Here is a 21886-nt window from a genome sequence, read left to right on the forward strand (position 1 = left end):
CTGTCAGAGGTGGGGCGGTGTCGGAGTGCGGGGTGTCAGCCGCATGGATGCGGCTGCCAAGCCTACAGGGACGTACTTGCGGCGTCCCCGCACTCCGACACCGCCCCGCCATCCCACGGAATGCCGCTTTGGCCGTTGCTTTGGCTCTGGCTCCGGCCTCTGCAGGTGCAGGGCGCAGCCCTGCCGACCTTACTTCGCCCAGCCTTCGATCTCGCCGTGCGCGAACGGGCCGAGCTTGGCCTTCACCATCCGGCCCTGCGCATCGAACAGCACGCTGTACGGCAGCAGGCCCTGCGCATTGCCCAACTGCACGCTGGCATCGCGTGGGCCCGGGGTATCCAGCACGATGGGATAGTGCACCGGCACCCGCTGCAGGAAATCGCGCACGCCGTCCGGGGTATCCAGCGCCAGGCCCAACACCTGTACGCCGCGCGTGCCCTGGCCCTCGGCAAAGCGGGCCAGCTCGGGCATTTCTTCCACGCACGGGCCGCACCAGCTGGCCCAGACATTGACCAGCAATGGCCGGCCCTTGAAGCGTTCGCGGATATCCAGCGCGTGGCCTTCGCCATTGGGCAGGACCAGCGCCGGCAGCGGATCACCAGGGCGCAGCATCGGCAGCGCTGGCGGTGATACGGCAACAGGCGCTGGGGTTTGCGCCGCCGGCGCCGGCGCCAGCCGATTGCCGGCCCACAGGCCAAGCCCGGCAGCCAGCACCGCTGTCCACAGCAGTGCTGGCCGTTGCCACTTCATCGTGCGGTGCGCAGCAGCGCTTCTTCCACCAGCGCCTGGGTCAGCAGGGTCGGCAGCACCGTCGGCGGCGCGCCCGGGCCGTACACCACGTACAGCGGCACGCCCACCGCCTTGTGCTCATCCAGGAAGGCGGTGATCTGCGGGTCCACATTGGTGTAGTCGCCGCGCATGTACACCGCGTTGGTGCGCTTGAGCAGTTCCTTGAACTCCGGGCGCGACAGCACCGCGCGTTCGTTGGCCTTACAGCTCACGCACCAGTCGGCGGTCATGTTGACGAACACCACCCGGTTGTCGGCGCGCAGGCGGTCCAGCATCTGCGGCGAGTAATCCACCACGTTCTCGCTGCTCGCCTGCGCGGCACGTGCCGGCGGTGCCAGCTGGGTCACGGCCCACACCGGCACCAGCGCCGCGATCACCAGCAGCACGCCCAGCAGCCCGGCCGCGCGCTGGCTGCGCCAGCGGCTGCGCTCGAACAGCCACAGGCCACCGGTGAGCAGCAGCAGGCCACCCAGCGCCAGCGCCATGCCATCCACGCCGCGCTGCTTGCCCAGCACCCACAGCAGCCACAACGCGGCGGCATACATCGGGAAGGCCAGCACGTGCTTCAGGGTTTCCATCCACTGGCCCGGCTTGGGCAGGCGGCGGGCCAGCGCCGGCACGAAGCCGATCAGCAGGAACGGCAGGGCCAGGCCCAGGCCGAGGAACAGGAACACCAGCATCGCCGCCACCGGCGGCGCAACGAAGGCATAGGCCACCGCCGGGCCGAAGAACGGACCCACGCAGGCACTGCCGACCACGCAGGCCAGCACGCCGGTGAAGAAATCGCCGGCCGGGCCACTGCGTCGCGCCAGCGACTGGCCGAAGTTGCCGATGCCGCCGCCCATCGTGAATACGCCGGACAGGCTCAGGCCCACCGCGAACATGATGTAGGCCAACGCCGCGACCACGCCGGGATGCTGCAGCTGGAAACCGATGCCGACCGCGTTGCCAAGCATGCGCAGGCCGACCATCAGCGCGCCGATCACCGCGAAGGCAACCAGCACGCCCAGCGTGTACCACATGGCATGGCTGCGGGCGCGTTCGGGGCTTTCGCCGCTCTGCGCCAGGCTCAGCACTTTCAGCGACAGGATCGGCAGCACGCAGGGCATCAGATTCAGCACCAGGCCACCGCCCAGCGCCAGCAGCAGTACCCACAGCAACGAGCTGTCGGTTTTCGGCACGCGACTGGGGGCCTTGGTACGCAGCGCATTGTCCTGCTGCGCGTCGGCGGCGAAGGCATCGCGCGCGCCGTTGCTGGCGTCGGCACCACCGGCATTGGCCGGCGCGTCGTTGGGCACGGTCGGAAGCAGGCGCAGCGGCGTGCCGTTGGCGGCCTCGCGGGTGCTGGCAGCGGCCGAAGCGGGCAGCGAACGGATCACTTCGTCGCGTGCAGCAGGTGCATCACTGGTGGCGTTGGTCTTGCCGGCGGGGATCGACAACTTCACCCGGCGGGTCATCGGCGGGTAGCAGATGCCATCGGTCTGGCAGCCCTGGAAGGTCACCACCAGCGTGCTGTCGACGGCCTCGGCGCGGCTGCGGCGCAGCGGCACCGGCACCTCCACCTGGTTGAAATAGACCGCCACGTCACCGAAGTGCTCGTCGCGGTGCGACTGCGCCGCCGGCCAACGCGGCTTGTCGGCCAGTACCCCGGGGCTGCCTTCCAGCTTCAGCGAGGTGCGGTCGCGATAGAGGTAATAGCCCGGTGCGGGGCTGAAGCGCAGCAGCAGGGTGTTGCCATCGCTGGCGATGGCATCGAAGCCGAATGCCTGTTCCGACGGCAGCGGCAGTGCTTGGCTGTTGCTGGTGCCCGGCAGCCGCAGGCCACCGCCACTACCGGCGCCAGCCAGCGGGTTGTTGAACGCACTGGCGCCGGTGGCGCGTGCGGTCGGCAGCGTGGCAGCCGCACCGCCCGCGCCGGGCAGGGTCACCTGCACCACGCGCTTCTGCGGCGGGTAGCACACACCGGCATCGGCGCAGCCCTGGTAACGCACTTCCAGGCTGATGGTGCCGGCGGCATCGGTGGGCGCGCCGGGCAGGGTGGCCTGCAGGCGCTCGCGGTAGGTCTCCACCTCACCGAAGAAATCGTCGTGGTGCTTCTTGCCTGCGGGCATCTGCAGCGCAGCGGCATTGAAGGCAGGATCGGCCTTCACCGTGGTGCGGTGGCGATACAGGTAGTAGCCGGGGGCGATCTTGAACTGCAGTTGGATCTGGCCACGTTCGGGCGCGCTGGCGGTCAGCGCGAACGCCTGGTCCACCGGCAGCAGATCTTTTTCATCCAGCGCGAAGGCCGGCAATGAAAGCCACAACAGAGCGCACAAGGCGGCGCCACGCGCAAACAGAGTCTTCAATCAGTGTCCTCCCGGGTCTGTGCCCGGATCCAGTCCAGATACGCCGGCAGGCCGGCCCGGGTTTCGACCGCGATGCACTCCGGGAGTTCATACGGATGCAGTTCGACGATCCGGGCGATGGCTTCATCGACACGGCTTGCGGTGGTCTTCACCAGCAGCTGCAGTTCGGCGTCGGTGGTGACCTCGCCCTGCCAGCGGTACGTCGACTGTGCGCCGTCCAGGCGGGTCACGCATGCAGCCAGGTGCTCGGCGACCAGCGCGTGCGCGATGCGCTCGGCACTGGCCCGGTCCGGGCAGGTGGTCAACAGCAGCAGGACGGGATCGACGGTCGACATGACCGTCGAGTATAGGGCCGTCGCCGGGGCAGGGCCCGGCGACGGCAGTGGACCGCAGCGTTGCGCGGTCAGTTGGCCAGCTGGCAGGTGGCCGGCTTGGCCGAGGTGAACAGGCCCGGGGTGGCCCACTCGGGGTGGTCGATGAACGGGTTGCGGTTGCCCTGGAAGCTGTAGATCACGTCATTGCGGGCACGTTCTGCAGCGCTCGGCGGATCAGCAAGATGCCAGTCGATCAGGGTCGACAGCAGGCCCATGTAGGCCGGCGAGCTGCTGGTCTTGACGATCTTGCTGCGGTCGTCGGTCAGTTCCAGGTCCGGTTCGGACTGGCCGGTGGCCGCATCCTTGCCCCCTTCATAGCGGATGGCCATGTACATCACCGCGCGTGCCATGTCGCCCTTGCGCGCACCCCACACTTCGAAGGTGCCAGCGTTGCCATCCGGCGTGCGTACCCAGTTCGAATTGCCCGGGTAGCCGCCGCTGCCGCCGCCCTGGCCGTTGTTGGCCTCGGTGGCACGCTCGCCGCAGTTGGCGTCGCACTTGCCGAACGGCTTGTTGCCGCGGTCGGCGTTCCACTGTGCGTCGGTCAGGTACAGCATGTGGGTGTCGGTGTAGGGCGCGTACGGCAGGCCCTTGTCGCCGGTGGTGCTGGCAAAGCCCAGCGAATTGGGCCAGGTGTGCTCGCGGTTGTACTTCAGGCCACCGCCACTGCCGGCACGGTCGCTCACCTTGGTGTAGCTTCGGTTGCGGTAGGCATCGAGGATCTTGCCACTGCTGTTGGGATCTTCGTCGGCGATCTCCAGGATGGTCCAGGTGCTGGTGCCCGAGCCGCTGTACGGATACGCGGTGTGGCCCTTGATGGTGGCATGCAGCGAGCAGCGCAGCTGGCTGGGGCTGCTGGTGTTGACCTTCGAGTAATAGCCCGCCGGGCCGCCGGGATTGCCCGGGTCCGGGTTGCCGGTGGTGGTGGCCACGGTGAAGGCGATGCGGCTGTCGGTCGCCGGGCGGGCACCCTGCGCATCGGTGATGCGTGCGGCACGGATGTCGAAGCGGCAGGCTTCCCCGGCGACCAGCGCGGTATTGGTCGACAGCTTCACGCTCTTGCCGCTGGCCGGCCAGGTCAGCGGTACGCTGCCGGAGGTGCCGCAGGTCAGTGCGAAGGCGCCGCTGGCGAGGTTGACCGTCTCGCTGAACACCACTTCCAGGTCGGCGGCGGCCGGGAAGGTGCTGCTGCCCTGTGCGGGCGTGGTGGTGGACACCGAAGGCGGCGTGTTCGGGCCCGGGGTGCCACCGCCGCTGAAGGTCTGGTTGTTGTTGCAGCTGCCGAAGGTCTGCCTGGCCGATTCGGCCCAGGTGAAGTGCGCGTACTGGCTGCCGCTGCCGGTCAGCTGCAGCGAGGTGCCCGCCGCGGTGCTGTTGGTTTCGGCAACCGGAATGTTCTGGCTGGTCATGCCGGCGGCGGGGCCACCGGAAGCGGTGATCGCGCCCTCGTAGCTGAGGAACTGGACCACCTTGCCGCTGGCGTCGACCAGGGCGATGCCGTCGTTGGGGCCGTTCTGCAGGCCGTTGGTGGGGTAGGTGACCACGGCCAGGGTGGCGCTGCCGCAGCTGGCCGCGGTTCCCGCCGGTACTGCGTTGTTGGCGTAGACCGTGGCGGCCGACGGATTGCTGCCGTTGTAGAGGTACAGGCGGTAGCCGGACAGGTCCTCGCCGGCGGTGGCGACCACTTCGATGGCTTCGCCGACGTCACCGGCAGCGGTGCTGTCGTCGTAGTGCAGTTCGTTGATGAAGACCTCGGCCTGGGCCGGCGCGGCGGCCAGTGCCAGCAGGCAGGCGGCGGCGAGCGGGGACAGCAATCGCATCGACTACTCCTTGTGATTGGGAATGCCGGGCCACCCTAAAGCCGATCTGGTGACACTTTGTCGTAAATGAACGCCAGATATCTGACAGTGAGACGCCCATCACCAAAATACCGGATCCGCGGACATCGAGCTGTCGCGGCGCATCGATAAAAATTTGCCGGCCGGGCCTTGAAAGGTCCCCGGGGGTCTCCATCTCTGTCGTGCTCCCGACCTGTCGGGCTTTTTCACGCGCGTTGCTGGCAGTCACCTGGTGTGAGTGCTAACATCGCCGGACTTTTTCAGACCAATCAATAACTTAAGAGGTCCCACATGAGCATCAAGCCGCTGCACGACCGCGTTGTGGTCAAGCCGATCGAAGCCGACGAAGTTTCCGCCGGTGGCATCCTGATCCCGGACTCCGCCAAGGAAAAGTCCACCAAGGGTGAAGTCGTGGCCGTGGGCCCGGGCAAGCCGCTGGACAACGGCACCGTGCGCGCTCCGTCGCTGAAGGTCGGTGACAAGGTCATCTACGGCCAGTACGCCGGCAGCTCGTACAAGAGCGAAGGCGTCGAATACAAGGTCCTGCGCGAAGACGACGTGCTCGCCGTCATCGGCTGAGCGTCGGCGCGACCTGCTTCATACCCTGATTCCAAACACCCAGCTGCCGGGCATGGCCCGGCGCTACCAATGAGGTAACTGCAATGGCTGCCAAGGATATTCGTTTCGGTGAAGACGCCCGTTCGCGCATGGTGCGCGGCGTCAACGTTCTCGCCAATGCCGTCAAGGCCACCCTGGGCCCGAAGGGCCGCAACGTCGTGCTCGAGAAGAGCTTCGGCGCCCCGACCATCACCAAGGACGGCGTGTCCGTCGCCAAGGAAATCGAACTGGCTGACAAGTTCGAGAACATGGGCGCGCAGATGGTGAAGGAAGTCGCGTCGCGTACCAACGACGACGCCGGCGACGGCACCACCACCGCCACCGTGCTGGCCCAGGCCCTGATCCGCGAAGGCGCCAAGGCTGTTGCTGCCGGCATGAACCCGATGGACCTCAAGCGCGGTATCGACAAGGCCGTCGTGGCCGCCGTCGCCGAGCTGAAGAACATCTCCAAGCCGACCGCTGACGACAAGGCCATTGCCCAGGTCGGCACGATCTCGGCCAACTCGGACGAGTCGATCGGCCAGATCATCGCCAACGCGATGAAGGAAGTCGGCAAGGAAGGCGTGATCACCGTTGAAGAAGGCTCGGGCCTGGACAACGAGCTGGACGTGGTCAAGGGCATGCAGTTCGACCGCGGCTACCTGTCCCCGTACTTCATCAACAACCAGCAGTCGCAGACCGCTGACCTGGATGACCCGTACATCCTGCTGCACGACAAGAAGATCTCCAACGTCCGTGACCTGCTGCCGGTGCTGGAAGGCGTCGCCAAGGCCGGCAAGCCGCTGCTGATCGTTGCCGAGGAAGTCGAAGGCGAAGCGCTGGCGACCCTGGTGGTCAACACCATCCGCGGCATCGTCAAGGTCGTGGCCGTCAAGGCTCCGGGCTTCGGCGACCGTCGCAAGGCGATGCTGGAAGACATGGCCGTGCTGACCGGCGGCACCGTGATCTCCGAGGAAGTCGGCCTGTCGCTGGAAAAGGCCACCATCAAGGACCTGGGCCGCGCCAAGAAGGTGCAGGTTTCCAAGGAAAACACCACCATCATCGATGGCGTGGGTGACAAGGCTGCGGTCGATTCGCGCGTTGCGCAGATCAAGACCCAGATCGAAGACACCTCCTCGGACTACGACCGCGAGAAGCTGCAGGAGCGCGTGGCCAAGCTGGCCGGTGGCGTTGCAGTGATCAAGGTCGGCGCGTCGACCGAAATCGAAATGAAGGAAAAGAAGGATCGCGTCGACGACGCCCTGCACGCTACCCGTGCAGCCGTTGAAGAAGGCGTGGTTCCGGGCGGCGGCGTTGCCCTGGTCCGTGCGGTTTCCGCGCTGGCTGGCCTGAAGGGTGCCAACGAAGACCAGAACCACGGCATCCAGATCGCCCTGCGCGCGATGGAAGCCCCGCTGCGCGAAATCGTCGCCAACGCCGGCGAAGAGCCGTCGGTCATCGTCAACAAGGTCAAGGAAGGCACCGGCAGCTTCGGCTACAACGCCGCCACCGGCGAGTTCGGTGACATGCTGCAGTTCGGCATCCTGGACCCGACCAAGGTGACCCGTTCGGCGCTGCAGAACGCAGCCTCGATCGCTGGCCTGATGATCACCACCGAAGCCATGGTTGCCGACGCTCCGAAGAAGGACGAGCCGGCCATGGGTGGCGCTGGTGGCATGGGCGGCATGGGTGGCATGGGCGGCATGGACTTCTAAGTCCCGCTGCACCGGTAGCGGCCGACCCAGGTCGGCACGCTTCCCTGCTGCAATGAAAAACCCCGCCGGAAGGCGGGGTTTTTTTTGGCCTGCATCCACGCGTGGGGTGGATCTACGGGCGCGGTGCGGGATTACCCGTCGCTACGCTGCGCGTGCTGCCGGCATGTTGTCCTGCAGCCACGCCAGGAACGCTGCCACCATCGGTCGGTCGCTGCCATCGCTGCCAGGCCGGGTCACCGCGTAGTAGGCGAAGGACTGTGGCCACGGCTGCTGCAGGACCACCTGCAGGCGACCGCTGGCCACTTCGTCGGCCACGTGGATGTCGCGCACCAGCGCGATGCCCTGGCCGGCTGCCGCCGCACGTATCAACAACAGATCGTCGTCGAAGGCGGGGCCGCGCTGCAGGCGCGCATCCTGCGGCAGGCCCAGGGCCTGGAACCACAGACGCCAGTCACTGCGTTCGCTGTCCTGCAGCAGCGGCAGCCGCAGGCAGTGCTCCGCGCGGGTGATCGCTGGCACGGTTGCCAGCAGCGTGGGGCTTGCCACCGGCAGCAACGCCGGTGCCAACAGGTGCTCTGCATGCAGCCCCGGATACTGGCCCAGGCCATGCCGGATCGCGATGTCCACGCCATCACGGCGCAGGTCCACCAGCGCGGGGCTGGCATCCAACTGCACGTCGATTCCTGGATGCCGCGCGCTGAAATCGGCCAGTCGCGGCGCCAGCCAGTGCGCGGCGAAACTGGGCGCGGCGCTGATCCGCAACGATGACCTGCCTTGCCACGCTTCCAGTGCGTGCAGGCTGCTGGCGATCTGATCGAAGGCCTGACGCAGTTCCGGATAGACGCGGCTGCCGGCCGCGCTGAGCACCACCCCATGGCGGGTTCGATCGAACAGGCTGACGCCGAGCCGTTCCTGCAACTGCCGCAGCTGCTGGCTGACGGCACCGGGTGTCACGCCCATCACCTCGGCGGCCGCTGTCAGGCTGCCGTGGCGGCTGGTTTCAACGAAGGCCCGCAGGGCCAGCAAGGGCAGTACCGCACCCATCTTCCATTCTCCCGTGACGATGCTGGCGAGCCGTCGGCACGTTCACCGGCCAGCGCAAGGCACAGCATATCGGCCGGGTCGATGGCTGTCGCGCCGGTGCGCGCGGTGTTGAGCTGGGCTCAACTGCAACGTCAGCAGACATCGTTTCCCACCTGCATGCCCGGTTCCTAGACTGGTTGCACGGTCGCTGCAGCGCCCTTTCCACATCGCTTCGCCCTGCCCATGGTGTGGGCGGGCAGCGCGTGTGCACCCGATTTCTGCCTCCAGGACGTTGCCGTGACCGAACCCTCGCTGCACCTGCATACCGACAGCTCACCCAATGGCTACAAGGCCACCATCGCGCTGGAGGAGCTGGGCCTGCCCTATCGCTTGCACCATGTGCGCATCGAGCAGGGTGAACATCGCCATCCCGATTTCCTGCGGCTCAATCCGCACGGTCGCATTCCGGTCCTCGAAGACCGCTCCAGGGGCATCGTGCTGTTCGAATCGGCGGCGATCCTGCTGTACCTCGCCGAGCAGGGCGGGGCATTGTTGCCACAGGCACCGGCCGCGCGCTGGGACGCCATCACCTGGCTGATGTTCCATGCCTCCAGCGTCGGTCCCATCTTCGGCCAGCGCGTGCATTTCGAACACTTCGCGCCGGAGCGCTATCTGCCGGCGATCGAGCGCTACCGGCACCTTTCCGAAGACATCTTCGCGATCCTCGATGCACGCTTGGCCGCGCGTCCCTGGTTGGCCGGCGATGACTACTCGATCGCCGACATCGCCCACTTCGGTTGGCTGCATGTGCTCCGCGTGATCGACATCGACTTCTCGCGCCATCGCCATCTTTCGGCGTGGTACCAGCGCGTAGCCGCGCGGCCCGCGGTCCAGCGTGGCGTGCTGCTGCCTGAGCCCGCGACCGGGCCTTGAGGAGATCCCTGCGATGACAACCTCCCTTTCGATCCACGGTGCTTCGGCAGCAACCTTCGCCGGCCATGCAGGCTACCAGCGCATGTTCCGCGCCGATGCGCTGACCTTGGGCATCTTCCTGCCGCTGCGCTTCTACCAGGGCGACATGGCGGTACTGCAGGGACAGACCGCGCTGGTGCCATCGACCGCCATGGCTTCGCTGCGGTCTGGGTGCGCGATGTTCCACTGTTCGATCCCCAGTTCGGTGATGCCGGACAGGTGTTCGATCCGTTCACGTATCTCGCATGGCTGGCTGCGCGCACCCATCGCGTCGCGTTGGCGACAGGCAGCGTGGTGATGCCACTGCGGCATCCCATCGACCTGGCCAAGGCTGCCGCGTCGATCGATCAGTTGTCCGCAGGGCGGCTGGTGATGGGCATCGCCTCGGGTGATCGACCGCTTGAGTTTCCCGCCTATGGCCTCGACCACGCCCAACGTGGTGAACGGTTCGCCGACGCCGTGGTGGCCTTCCGGAAATGGTTGCAGCCCGCCGACGGGGCGCTCGCCGGCCACCCCTGGGCCGCACAGGGTGTGCAGCTGCTGCCGCCGCCGGTCAGTGATCGCATTCCGCTGATCGTTACCGGTGGTGCCCGGCAGCCGTTGGAATGGATCGGCGAACACGCCGACGGCTGGCTGACCTATCCCGACGCGACCCATGACACGGCAGGACCACAGCGGCTGGCGGCGAAGATCCGCGCATGGCGGGCGCAGATTCCCGACGGCGGCTTCCGACCGCACATGACCAATGAATGGCTGGATCTGGTGGATGACCCGGACCATCCGCGCGTGCCGCTGCAGGGTGGCTACTGCCTGCGCACCGGGCGCAAGGGGCTGATCGCGCTGCTGGAAGCCTGGCAGCGCGCTGGGGTAAACCATGCCGCGCTCGGCATCCAGTTCTCGCAGCGCCCAGCTGCCGATGTGCTGCAGGAACTGGCCGAAGAGGTGCTGCCGTTGTTTCCGTCGCATCCCGGCCCAGCGTCGCGGGTGATGGAATGGTAGCGATGCATTTCCGCGATTGATGAGCTGCGGGCCCTGCCGGCGGCGGCGGGAGGCTTGCAGTTCTTGTCTCACGGATTATGATTAGTCGCCTAATCATGTATGGATTCAATATGATTGAGTTGAAGCACCAAGCCCTCGTCGAGGAAGCGCAGCGGCGTGGTCACGCCAATGTCGCGCAGCTGCGCCTGTGCTTTCAGCTGCTCGCCCTGTCCGGTGCGATCGACCGTGACTGCGCCACACGCCTCGCGCCGTACGGCCTCAGCGAAGGCCGCTTCGTCGTGCTGTTCCTGCTGCACGGCGCAGGTGGCACGCTGCCGCCGCACGAGCTGGCCGAGCAGGCCGGTGTCACCCGCGCCACCATCAGCGGATTGCTCGATGGCCTGCAGCGTGACGGCCTGCTGCAGCGGCGCAGCGATGCCGAAGATGGTCGACGTCTGCAGATCGTGCTGACGGCGCGCGGCAAGCGCCTGGCCGGCGATCTGTTCGACCAGCACACGCAATGGATCGGTGGCCTGTTCAATGGACTGGATGTCGGCGAACAGGCGCAGTTGTCGCTGCTGCTCGAAAAAGTCTGGCGACACACCGACGCAGGTCAGGAAGCAGGTGCATGAGCACTACCATCGCCACGACACGCCTGCTTGCACTCAACGCAGGCAGCACCGCCAGCACGCATCTGGCCGAGTGCCTGGCGGTGGACTTCGCTGCGTTGCTGCTGGCGGTGGCACCGACCTTGCCACCGTCCGCGATACAGCGCATGCACGCCGCCGCAGGCAAAGGAATCACCCAGCGCATGGCCTTGGCCGCAGCGCTTTTGCGCGAGGCAGGGCAGGGCGAGGTGCAGCACTGGCAGGCGCATCCCTCCGACACCGTGCGGGGTTGGGCGTGCTATCTGATCGGCGGCGACACGCAGGCGGCATTGTCCGACAAGCTGCAGGCGATGCATCCGCTGGCAGATGATCCGCACTTCGGTGTGCGCGAATGGGCATGGTTGGCGCTGCGCAGCGATATCGTCGAGGCACCACTTGAGGCGCTCGCCCTGCTGCAACCCTGGGCGCAGCAGCCTTCGCCGCATCTGCGCCGCTTCGCGTGTGAAGCATTGCGCCCCCGCGGTGTCTGGGCCACGCATATTGCGCTGTTCAAGCAGCAACCCGAACACGTGCTGTCGTTGCTGGAGGCACTCGCCGACGATCCAGAGCGCTACGTGCAGGACTCGGTTGGCAACTGGTTGAACGACGCTGGCAAGAGCCAACCCGATTGGGTGCGCGCCGTGTGCACGCAGTGGCAGTCAACCCGCGACAGCGTAGCCAACGCCTACATCCGCAAGCGCGCGCTGCGCTCGCTGTAACCCCGCACCGTTCAACCGTTTCCCGCTGATGCCGGCCGCTGGCCGGCAACTCATGTCACGCCCGTTCCCCGGTAGTGCCGGCCGCTGGCCGGCAACCCCATGACCCTCAAGGAAGGCCCCATGTCCCACCTCCTCATCGAGCTGTACACCGCAACGCCGACCTGGAAAGCGTTGTCCGCCGAACAGCGGAACACCTTCTTCACCCGTATCGGCGCCGGCATGCAGCAACTCGACCCTGCATGCGTCGCACCGTTGGCGATGGGCCGCGTGGCCAGCGAGGTGCCACATGCCAGCGCCGAGCAGTACTACGCCGTCTGGCGGTGCGCCAGCCGTGCAGATGCCGATGCCTTGATGGACGCCATCAGTGCCACCGGCTGGCATGACTGCTTCGCCACCACCAATGCCGTGGGCGCAGTGGATGCGATGGCCCAGCACCTGGCGGACCTCGCAGCGCTGTAATGCGGCCTGCGGTGGCACATGCGCGTGTCATCCATTCCGGGTAAAGATGGCGCTCGGCCGTATCCATCCGCAGGGAAGTCGAGCATGCAGAGCAAGATCCAGGTGACGTTGTACGGAGCGCTGGGCAGCAGTCCTGCGCTGCAGGTACCCGGCCTGGAAGGGCCGGTGGTCGCCATCCAGGAAGCCACCCTGCGGCAGCTGGTGTCCGATCTGTATACGGCCCGATCCATGCTCAACCCCGAACAGCTGGATGAGGCCAGGCAGGAACTGGACCGCGTGGTGGAGCGCTGGGTGGACATCCACGAGACGCTGTTGCTGGACGTGGAAGTGCATGGCAGCCGATAGTCCGCTGAACCGCGCCCGCAGTTGCGGATGAAACAGTTGGCACCTGCCAAAACCCTGTGTTATCAATAGATCCCATGAACGCAACCCACGCCAGCTTTTATTGGTATTACTTTCCGAAGCCCCCGGCGGAGGAAGGATTGCGCTCACCCTGAAGAAAGCTTCAGACGCATTCCCGAAAGCCGCCAGCGAACCTGGCGGCTTTTTTCATGTCGCCACGCTGCGGACCCCCAACGTTCCGTAGAGACCCCCCACCATGCCCCCGCACACCGACGACCTGCGTATCCGCACCATCGAACCGCTGACACCGCCTGCCCAGCTGCTGGCGATGCTGCCCTGTGATGACGAAGCCTCCGACACCGTCAGCGCCTCGCGCGCGGCCCTGCACCAGATCCTGCACGGCCGCGACGACCGCTTGGCCGTGGTGGTCGGGCCATGCTCGATCCACGACCCGAAAGCCGCCATCGAGTACGCCCAGCGCCTGAAGCCGCTGCGCGATGCACTGGCCGGTGAACTGGAAATCGTCATGCGTGTGTACTTCGAAAAGCCGCGCACCACGGTGGGCTGGAAGGGCCTGATCAACGATCCGGACCTGGATGGCAGCTTCAAGATCGACAAGGGCCTGCGCATCGCCCGCGGCCTGCTGCGCGACATCAACAAGCTCGGCCTGCCTGCCGGTGTCGAGTTCCTCGATGTGATCTCGCCGCAGTACATCGCCGACCTGGTGGCATGGGGCGCGATCGGTGCACGCACCACCGAAAGCCAGGTGCATCGCGAGCTTGCGTCGGGGTTGTCGTGCCCGGTCGGCTTCAAGAACGGCACGGACGGCAACGTCAAGATCGCCGCCGATGCCGTGGGCGCGGCCTCGAACCCGCATCACTTCCTGTCGGTCACCAAGCAGGGCGGCACGGCCATCGTCTCCACCACCGGCAATCCGGACTGCCATGTGATCCTGCGTGGTGGCAAGCAGCCGAACTACGATGCGGGCAGCGTCGCCGATGCCTGCCAGGCGCTGGCCAAGGCCAAGCTGCCGACGCGGCTGATGATCGACGCCAGCCACGCCAACAGCCTGAAGAACCATGAGAACCAGCCGAAGGTGATCGAAGACATCGCCACCCAGCTGGAAGACGGCGAGCAGCGCATCGTCGGCGTGATGGTTGAAAGCCATCTGGTCGGTGGCCGTCAGGAGCTGGTCGAAGGCCAGCCGCTGGTCTACGGCCAGAGCATCACCGATGGCTGCATCGACTGGGACACCACCGTGACGGTGCTGGAGCGGCTGGCTGCGGCCGTGCGCGCCCGTCGCGAAGTGAAGGTGTCCGAAGCCGCCTGACGGCGGCACGTGTGTGGATGGCGGCCAGCGCCTGCGGGGGTGCGGCCGCGATCAGGGCCGGTCGGAGTTGGAGACCGGCCCGTCTGCACCGGCGATGCGCCTGGCGCTGCGTATGTACGACAGCGCCAGGTACATCGCCGGGGTGGTGTGAACCCCGACCCGGTTATGTAGATCCACGCCACGCGTGGATGAAGCCGCCCCGCTCAACGCCCCGCCCGCATCCTCGCCAACGCCAGATACATCGCCGGTGTCGTCTGGACAGTAGATCCACGCCATGCGTGGATGAAACCGCCCCGCTCAACGCCTCGCCCGCATCCTCGCCAGCGCCAGATACATCGCCGGTGTCGTGTACAACGTCAGCCACTGGCTGACCAGCAACCCGCCGACAATGGCGATGCCCAGCGGCTGCCGCAGCTCCCAGCCTTCGCCGTTGGCCAGCATCAGCGGCAACGTGCCCAGCAGTGCCGCCAGCGAGGTCATCAGGATCGGCCGCAGGCGCAATCGTGCCGCTTCCATCACCGCGTCGCGCGCACTCAGCCCGCGGCGTTCGCCGGCCAATGCGAAGTCGACCAGCAGGATGGTGTTCTTCATCACCACACCCACCAGCAGGAACAGACCCAGCAACGCGATCAGGTTCAGTTCGTTGCCGAACAGCCACAGCGCAAGCAGCGCGCCGATACCGGCCGACGGCAGCGTGGACAGGATCACCAAGGGCTGCAGGAAGCTCTCGTAGAGGATGCCCAGCACCAGGTACACCGCCAGCGTGGCACCCAGCACCAGCCACAACTGGCGCGACCGCAGCTGCTCCAGGCCGCCGGCCTCGCCGGACAGCTTGGCCTGCACGGAGCGAGGCAGCATCAGTTTGGCCATCGCAGCATCAATGGCCTGCGTGGCCTGCTCCAGGCCCACGCCCGGCGCCAGCGCGAACTCGATCCAGATCGAGGCGAACTGCTCGCTGTGGTACACGCGGTCCGGCGCCATGCCGTAGCGCCAGCTGGCGATGCTCGACAGCGGAATGCGCTGGCCGCCGCCATCGATCACCTGCAACCGCGCCAGCGTGCCCGGGTCCTGGGTGTGCTTCGGGTCCAGCTCCATCACCACCCGGTACTGGTTGAGGCTGTCGTACAACGTGGCGACCTGGCGCTGGCTGAAGGAGTTGTTGAGCATGTTGGCCACGGTGCGCAGGTCCACGCCGTGGCGCGCGGCGGCCTCGCGGTCGATGTCCAGCATCACCTGGCGCATGCCGGCCTCGCCCTGCGCTTCCACGTCCACCAGTTCCGGCAGGCCGCGCAGCGCAGCAGCGACCTTCGGTGCCCATTGGCGCAATGGCGCGCTATCGGCCGACAGCAACTGGAACTCGTACTTGCCGCTGCTGCCGGCGCCTTCCAGGCGGATGTCCTGGTCCACCCACAGATAGAGGTTGCCCCCAGGCAACTTGGGCAGGCGCGCGCGCAGGCGGTCGATCACCTGCTGGCTGGAGACGCCGCGCTCGGCCAGTGGCTTCATCTTGATCATGATGAAGGCGTTGTTGACCCCGTTGCTGCCACCGATATACCCGATGATGTCCTCGATGGCCGGGTCGGACAGCAGCAGTTTGCGGTAGGCATCGATTTTCGGCTGCATCGCCTGGAAGGACAGGCCGTCATCGCCACGCGCGAAGCCGCGCAGCTGTGCGGTGTCCTGCTGCGGAACGATGCCCTTGGGTACCTGCTGGAACAGCCACGCATTGAGTGCGATCACCGCCACGAAGGCCAGCAATGGCCAGCGCAGTTGCCGCAGGCTGGCCTGCAGGGTGCACAGATAGGCGCCACGCACGCGCTCGAACAGCGCATTGCTGCCGCGCTGCCAGCGCGAGGGCTGTTGTGCGTCATCGACGAACAGGCGCGCGCACAGCATCGGCACCAGGCTGAGTGCCACCAGCACCGACACCGTCATCGCCGCCACCAGAGTCAGCGAGAATTCGCGGAACAGGCGCTCGACGAAATCGTCCAGAAACAGGATCGAAACAAACACCACGGCCAGCGCCAGGTTCATCGACAGCAACGTAGCGCCCACTTCCGATGCACCGCGCACCGCCGCCTGCCAGCGGTCGGCGCCCAGTTCGCGATGGCGCGCGATGTTTTCCAGCACCACGATGGCGTCGTCCACCACCAGCACCGCCGCCACGATCAGGGCCATCAGCGAGAGCGTATTGAGCGAGAAGCCCATGAGCGCGATCAACGCCAGCGTGCCGAACAGCACCACCGGAATCGCCACGCTGGGTACCAGTGCCGCACGCCAGTGGCCAAGGAAGCCGAGCACCACCAGCACCACCAGCGCAATCGCCAGCAGCAGGGTCACTTCTGCTTCGTGCAGGGTCGCGCGGATCACCGGCGAGCGGTCCATCACCAGCCGCATGTCCACCGTGCTCGGCAGCAGGGCGTGCAGCTGCGGCAGCTGCGCCTGGATCGCATCGACGGTGGCGATGATGTTGGCGCCGGGCTGGCGGCTGACGATCAGCAGCACGGCCGGGCGTTCGTTGTGGAAGCCACTGGCATAGCGGTCCTCCACGCCATCGGCGACGGCGGCGACATCGCCCAGCCGCAGCAGGCGATCATCGCTGGCCTTCAACGCCAGTTCCCGGTACTGCGCGGCCTGGCGCAGCTGCAGCGGCGCCTCCAGTTGCCAGTGCTGGTTCGCGCCTGCGACCGCACCCAATGGCCGCACTGCATTGGCGCGGCTGATCGCCTGTGCCACGTCTTCCAGTGCCAGGCCCGCGTGATTGAGCGCGTTCGGATCCAGCGACACGCGTACCGCGGGCAGCGCGCTGCCGCCCACCTGCACTTCGCCCACGCCCGGTACCTGCGACAGCTTCTGCGCCAGTACGGTCGAACCGAGGTCGTACAGCTGGCCCGGCGAGAGCGTGTCGGAGGTCAGTGCCAACGCAAGTATCGGTGCCTGCGAAGGATTGACCTTGCGGTACTGCGGCATGCCGGGCATGCCACTGGGCAGCTGGCCGCGGGCGAGGTTGATCGCCGCCTGCACTTCGCGCGCGGCCTCGTCGATATCGCGGCCGAGCACGAATTTCAATTCGATCTCGGTCTGCCCCTGGGTACTGGCCGAATCGATGCGCGAAATGCCAGGCAGGCTGCCCAGCGCACGTTCCAGCGGCGTGGCGACGGTGGCCGCCATCGATTCGGGCGAGGCGCCGGGCAGGCTGGCACTGACTTCAATGGCCGGATAGTCGACCTGGGGCAGCGGTGCCACCGGCAGCAGGCGCAGGGCCAGCAGGCCGGCCAGTACCAGCGCCACCGCCAACAGGAGGGTCGCCACCGGACGCTGCACGCAGGCCTGTGCCAGGCGTGCGACAGGGGTCATGCGCCGGCCTCGTCTGCTGTTGCCGGTGCCGCCGCGCGGCGACGCTGCAGACGGTCGAAGGCCAGGTAGATCACCGGCGTGGTGAACAGGGTCAACACCTGGCTGACCATCAGGCCGCCCACCATCACCCAGCCCAGCGGCTGCCGCAGCTCGGCGCCCGAGCCACTGGCCAGCATCAGCGGTACCGCGCCGAACAACGCAGCCAGGGTGGTCATCAGGATCGGCCGGAAGCGCAGCAGCGCCGCCTGGTGGATCGCTTCACGCGGACTCATGCCGCGCGTGCGCTGCGCGTCCAGCGCGAAGTCGATCATCATGATCGCGTTCTTTTTCACCAGGCCGATCAGCAGCACGATGCCGATCACCGCGATCAAATCCAGGCTGCGTCCGCTCACCCACAACGCAGCCAAGGCGCCCACGGTTGCCGAGGGCAGGGTGGAGAGAATGGTGATGGGATGGATGAAGCTCTCGTAGAGCACGCCCAGCACGATGTACATCACCACCACGGCGGCAAGGATCAGCCACAGCGTGCTCGACAGCGAGCTGCTGAAGGCCGCTGCCGCGCCCTGCAGGCGCAGCTCGATGCTCTGCGGCAATGCCACCTGCGCCTGCGCGGCATGCACCGCATCCACCGCTTCACCCAGCGATGCACCGGGCGCAAGGTTGAACGACAGCGTGGCCGCCGGGAACTGGCCGACATGGTTGCGCAGCAGCGCCGTCGGCCCCTGTTCGACGCGCGCCACCGCCCCCAGCGACACGGTCTGGCCGTTGCTGTTGCGCACGCGCAGGCCGGTGATCGCCTCCGGCCCCGGTTGCCGCGCCGGATCGGCCTCCAGCACCACCCGGTACTGGCTGGCCTGGGTGAAGATGGTGGAGATCTGCCGTTGCCCGTAGGCGTCGTACAGTGCGTCGGCCACCGCTTCCACACTCACGCCCAGGCGTGCGGCGGCATCGCGGTCGATGCTCACCTTGGCCTGTCGGCCCTGCATCTGCAGGTCGCTGGCCACATCGCGCAGCGCGGGCGACTGGCGCAGCGCCTGCAACAGCCTCGGTGTCCAGGTTTCCAGCGTCTGCAGGTCCGGCGTGGTCAGGGTGAACTGATACTGGTTGCGGCTGATGCGGTCTTCGATGCCCAGCTCCTGCACCGGTTGCAGGTACAGGGTGATGCCGGGAATCCTGGCCACGCGCTGCTGCAGCCGCGCCATCACCACGTCGGCGCTCTCGCGCTCGCCATGTGGCTTCAGTTCGATAAGCAGGCGGCCGGTGTTGAGGGCGGCATTGTTGCCGTCCACGCCGATGTAGGAGGACAGGCTGGCCACGGCCGGGTCCTGTTCGATGGCCGTGGCCAGGGCAAGCTGGCGCTCGCGCATGGCCTGGAACGAGATCGCCTGCGGGGCTTCGCTGATGCCCTGCACCAGGCCGGCATCCTGCACCGGGAAGAAACCCTTGGGCACGGCGAAATACAGCGCCACCGTCAGTGCAAGCGTGGCCACGGTCGCCAGCAGCATCAGTGGCTGCCGTTGCAGCACCCAGCGCAGCTGGCGGTCGTAGAGGGCGATGATGCGATCGAAGACGTCGGGCTTTGGGGTCGGAGCCCTGACGGGATCCGACCCCGCCAGGGTCAGATCCCCTTGGGGCTCTGACCCCTTGGCTTGCGGCTTCAGGAAGCGCGCGCACAACATCGGCGTCAAGGTCAGCGACACCAGCAGCGAAATGCCGATGGCCACCGCCAGCGTCACCGCGAACTCATGGAAAAGCGCGCCCACCAGGTCGGCCATGAACAGCAACGGGATCAGCACGGCGATCAACGAGACCGTCAGCGATACCAGGGTGAAGCCAATCTCGCTGGCTCCCTTCAGTGCCGCTTCGCGCGGGCTTTCGCCGTCTTCCAGGTGGCGGGCGATGTTTTCCAGCATCACGATCGCATCGTCCACCACGAAGCCGGTGGCAATGGTCAGCGCCATCAGCGTGAGGTTGTTGAGCGAATAGCCGGCCAGCAGCATCACCGCGAACGTACCGATCAGCGACAGCGGCACCGCCACGCTGGGAATCAGCGTGGCCGGCAGGTTGCGCAGGAACACCCAGGTCACCAGCACCACCAGCGCGATGGCCAGCACCAGTTCCTTCTGTACGCCGCGCACGGACGCACGGATCGATTCGGTGCGGTCGCTGAGCACGGTCATCTGCACGCCGGCCGGCAGCGTGGCCTGCAGCTGCGGCAGCAACGCACGCACCTGTTCGACCACGGCGATGACGTTGGCGCCGGGTTGGCGCTGGATGTTCACCAGTACCGCCGGGGTAGTGCCGCTCCATGCCGCCAGCTGGCGGTTCTCGGCACCGTCGGTGATGGTCGCCACATCGCCCAGACGCAGCGGTGCGCCCTCACGCCAGGCCAGCACCAGCGCGCGGTACTCGGCAACGCTGCGCATCTGGTCGTTGGCATCGAGCATCACCGCGCGGATCGGACCATCGAAGCTGCCCTTGGGCAGATTGACGTTGGCCGCAGCGATCGCGGTGCGGATGTGGTCCATGCCCAGGTTGTTGGCGGCCAGTGCGCCCGGATTGACCTGAATCCGCACGGCCGGGCGCTGGCCACCGGCCAGGCTGACCAGGCCCACACCCGGCAGCTGTGCCAGCCGCTGCGCGATGCGGGTGTCGACCAGATCGTGCACCTGCGGCAGCGACAGGCCCTGCGAAGTCACCGCCAGGGTCAGGATCGGTGTATCGGCCGGATTGACCTTGCGGTACACCGGCGGCACCGGCAGGTCACCGGGCAGGAAGCTGCCGGCCGCGTTGATGGCCGCCTGCACATCCTGTTCGGCCACGCCCAGCGACACCTCCAGGCCGAACTGCAGGGTGATCACCGAGGCGCCACCGGAACTGGTGGACGACAGCTGTTTCAGGCCGGGAATCTGCCCGAGCTGGCGCTCCAGCGGCGCAGTGATGGTGCGCGTGGTCAACTCCGGGCTGGCGCCGGGGTACAGCGTGGTGATCTGGATGATCGGGTAGTCGACCTGCGGCAGCGCTGCCACCGGCAGCAGGCGATAGGCCAGCACGCCGGACAGCAGCAGCGCCACCATCAGCAACGTGGTGGCGACCGGGCGCAGGATGAAGGCGCGCGAGAGGTTCATGCGCCGGCCTTGGTCGATGCCTCCTCGGTGATGATCTCCACCGCGGTGCCGTCTTCCAGCCCGTCGATGCCTTCGATCACCACCTTGTCACCGGCCACCAGACCGGACCGCACCGCAACGCGACCGTCATCGGCCGGGCCGAGTACCACTGGGCGCCGTTGTGCCTTGTTGTCCTTGTCGATGATGTGCACGTAGTTGCCTTGGCTGCCGAACTGCACGGCGGCGTCGGGAACCAGCAGCGCGGGGTGCTCACCCAGCTGCAGGCGCACATTGACGAACTGGTTGGGGAACAGCGCCTGATCGGCGTTGTCGAACTGCGCGCGCAGCTTCAGCGTGCCGGTGGCGGTATCGATGCGGTTGTCGACGCTGGACAGGGTGCCGCTGGCGAGCTGCCGGCGTTCTTCGCGGTCCCAGCTTTCCACCGCCAGCGCCGGCTGCGCCTGTACGGCGTCGAGCAGCGCGGGAAGCTCCGGCTCGGGCACGGTGAACAACACACTGATCGGCGCGGTCTGCGCCAGCGTGACCAGGCCTTCGGTATCGCTGGCGTGCACCAGGTTGCCTACGTCCAATCGACGCAGGCCAACTCGGCCGCTGACCGGGGCGACGATGCGGGTGTACTGCAGCTGCAGTCGTGCTTCGTCCACGGAAGCCTGGTCGCTGAGGCGACGCCCCTGCAGCTGCCGCACCTTGCTCTGCTGGTCGCTCAGTTCCTGCGCGGACACGTAGTTCTGGCGCTGCAGTTCGCGGTAGCGCTGCAGCTGGCGCTCGGCGTTCTCCAGCTCGGCCAGGTTCTGCTGCTGCGTACCCTGTGCGTGCGCGAGCTTCACCTGGTAGGGGCGGGGATCGATCTGTGCGAGCAGGTCACCGGCCTTGACCTGCTGACCTTCCTGGAAATGCAGGCGCATCAGCTCGCCATCCACGCGGCTGCGCACCACCACGCTGTGCAGCGGGGTGACCGTACCGACGGCCTTCATCCGCAGCACCAGTGGTTCGGCGCTGGCGCTGGCGATGCGTACCGGCACTGCCTTGCCGCCACCGGCTTCTTTGCCACCGTCCGCCTCGGCATGCGGCCACAGCCACCACGCCAGGCCAGCGACAAGGGCAAGACCGGCAACGACCGACAGCGGACGGGCACGGCGAAAGCGGGAGTTTTCGGCGACAGACATGGGGCATCCTGCGCCCTGCGTGCACGCAGGGTCATGCGGGCCCGTCGGCACCACGAAGGGCCACGGGCAGCGGGGAGAGGGATTGTCTGGCGGGGCCGCGGACG

18 protein-coding genes are annotated in these 21886 nt (G+C 67.0%); 10 read left to right on the forward strand and 8 right to left on the reverse strand.

Features of this window, described 5'->3' with window-relative positions; translation table 11 throughout:
• Nucleotides 1-189: 189 nt before the first annotated feature.
• The 4 genes from H3005_RS00005 to H3005_RS00020 all read right to left on the reverse strand — a co-directional run bounded on the left by H3005_RS00005 (nt 190) and on the right by H3005_RS00020 (nt 5331).
• Nucleotides 190-750, reverse strand: a complete 561-nt coding sequence (locus tag H3005_RS00005) for a TlpA disulfide reductase family protein (protein WP_191077344.1) — start codon at nt 748-750, stop codon at nt 190-192.
• Entirely contained in the window at nt 747-3137 is a 2391-nt protein-coding gene (locus H3005_RS00010; RefSeq protein ID WP_191077345.1) for a protein-disulfide reductase DsbD domain-containing protein, read from the reverse strand. The genes H3005_RS00005 and H3005_RS00010 overlap by 4 nt, the downstream gene beginning before the upstream one ends.
• A complete protein-coding gene (cutA, locus tag H3005_RS00015) occupies nt 3134-3472 on the reverse strand; it encodes a divalent-cation tolerance protein CutA (protein WP_025878647.1) in 339 nt (112 codons plus the stop codon). The genes H3005_RS00010 and cutA overlap by 4 nt, the downstream gene beginning before the upstream one ends.
• Before the next feature lie 68 nt (nt 3473-3540).
• Complete coding sequence (locus tag H3005_RS00020) at nt 3541-5331, reverse strand: endonuclease (protein WP_100553764.1); 1791 nt, start codon at nt 5329-5331, stop codon at nt 3541-3543.
• A 309-nt stretch (nt 5332-5640) separates the two neighbouring features.
• Between H3005_RS00020 and H3005_RS00025 the strand changes: the two genes are divergently transcribed.
• Nucleotides 5641-5928 carry a co-chaperone GroES gene (locus H3005_RS00025; RefSeq protein WP_089237231.1) on the forward strand — a complete coding sequence of 96 codons (288 nt, stop codon included), beginning with the start codon at nt 5641-5643 and terminating at the stop codon, nt 5926-5928.
• 83 nt (nt 5929-6011) lie between these two features.
• The gene (groL, locus tag H3005_RS00030) at nt 6012-7661 is read left to right on the forward strand and encodes a chaperonin GroEL (RefSeq protein ID WP_025878650.1); all 1650 of its coding nucleotides are present in this window, start codon (nt 6012-6014) and stop codon (nt 7659-7661) included.
• Nucleotides 7662-7802: 141 nt separating this feature from the next.
• Here groL and H3005_RS00035 read toward each other — a convergent pair whose 3' ends face one another.
• Complete coding sequence (locus tag H3005_RS00035; protein WP_100553762.1) at nt 7803-8705, reverse strand: LysR substrate-binding domain-containing protein; 903 nt, start codon at nt 8703-8705, stop codon at nt 7803-7805.
• A 276-nt stretch (nt 8706-8981) separates the two neighbouring features.
• Between H3005_RS00035 and H3005_RS00040 the strand changes: the two genes are divergently transcribed.
• The 8 genes from H3005_RS00040 (at nt 8982) to H3005_RS00070 (ending at nt 14131) form a co-directional block, all read left to right on the forward strand.
• On the forward strand, nt 8982-9617 hold the full coding sequence (locus H3005_RS00040) for a glutathione S-transferase family protein (protein WP_100554225.1): 636 nt from the start codon (nt 8982-8984) through the stop codon (nt 9615-9617).
• 13 nt (nt 9618-9630) lie between these two features.
• Complete coding sequence (locus tag H3005_RS20855; RefSeq protein WP_223879978.1) at nt 9631-9954, forward strand: hypothetical protein; 324 nt, start codon at nt 9631-9633, stop codon at nt 9952-9954.
• Complete coding sequence (locus H3005_RS00045) at nt 9843-10655, forward strand: TIGR03571 family LLM class oxidoreductase (RefSeq protein WP_223879989.1); 813 nt, start codon at nt 9843-9845, stop codon at nt 10653-10655. Before H3005_RS20855 ends, H3005_RS00045 begins: the two co-directional genes overlap by 112 nt.
• 110 nt (nt 10656-10765) lie before the next feature.
• Nucleotides 10766-11266, forward strand: a complete 501-nt coding sequence (locus H3005_RS00050; protein ID WP_100553760.1) for a MarR family transcriptional regulator — start codon at nt 10766-10768, stop codon at nt 11264-11266.
• Complete coding sequence (locus H3005_RS00055; protein WP_191077347.1) at nt 11263-12000, forward strand: HEAT repeat domain-containing protein; 738 nt, start codon at nt 11263-11265, stop codon at nt 11998-12000. Before H3005_RS00050 ends, H3005_RS00055 begins: the two co-directional genes overlap by 4 nt.
• A 120-nt stretch (nt 12001-12120) precedes the next feature.
• On the forward strand, nt 12121-12459 hold the full coding sequence (locus H3005_RS00060) for a DUF6616 family protein (RefSeq protein WP_100553758.1): 339 nt from the start codon (nt 12121-12123) through the stop codon (nt 12457-12459).
• A gap of 84 nt (nt 12460-12543) precedes the next feature.
• The gene (locus tag H3005_RS00065; protein WP_089237217.1) at nt 12544-12804 is read left to right on the forward strand and encodes a hypothetical protein; all 261 of its coding nucleotides are present in this window, start codon (nt 12544-12546) and stop codon (nt 12802-12804) included.
• Nucleotides 12805-13057: 253 nt separating this feature from the next.
• Nucleotides 13058-14131 (forward strand): 3-deoxy-7-phosphoheptulonate synthase, encoded by a 1074-nt coding sequence (locus H3005_RS00070; RefSeq protein ID WP_191077348.1) that lies wholly within the window; start codon nt 13058-13060, stop codon nt 14129-14131.
• 297 nt (nt 14132-14428) lie between these two features.
• Here the strand turns inward: H3005_RS00070 and H3005_RS00075 are convergent, their stop codons facing one another.
• The 3 genes from H3005_RS00075 to H3005_RS00085 are packed head-to-tail and all read right to left on the reverse strand — an operon-like array spanning nt 14429 to nt 21782.
• On the reverse strand, nt 14429-17488 hold the full coding sequence (locus tag H3005_RS00075; protein ID WP_191077349.1) for an efflux RND transporter permease subunit: 3060 nt from the start codon (nt 17486-17488) through the stop codon (nt 14429-14431).
• Nucleotides 17485-20616, reverse strand: a complete 3132-nt coding sequence (locus H3005_RS00080; RefSeq protein ID WP_191077350.1) for a multidrug efflux RND transporter permease subunit — start codon at nt 20614-20616, stop codon at nt 17485-17487. Before H3005_RS00080 ends, H3005_RS00075 begins: the two co-directional genes overlap by 4 nt.
• Nucleotides 20613-21782 carry an MdtA/MuxA family multidrug efflux RND transporter periplasmic adaptor subunit gene (locus tag H3005_RS00085; protein ID WP_191077351.1) on the reverse strand — a complete coding sequence of 390 codons (1170 nt, stop codon included), beginning with the start codon at nt 21780-21782 and terminating at the stop codon, nt 20613-20615. The genes H3005_RS00080 and H3005_RS00085 overlap by 4 nt, the downstream gene beginning before the upstream one ends.
• Between the last annotated feature and the right edge of the window lie 104 nt (nt 21783-21886).

The sequence above is a fragment of the Stenotrophomonas sp. Br8 genome (assembly GCF_014763005.1).
In the GTDB taxonomy this organism is placed as follows: Bacteria; Pseudomonadota; Gammaproteobacteria; order Xanthomonadales; family Xanthomonadaceae; genus Stenotrophomonas; species Stenotrophomonas lactitubi.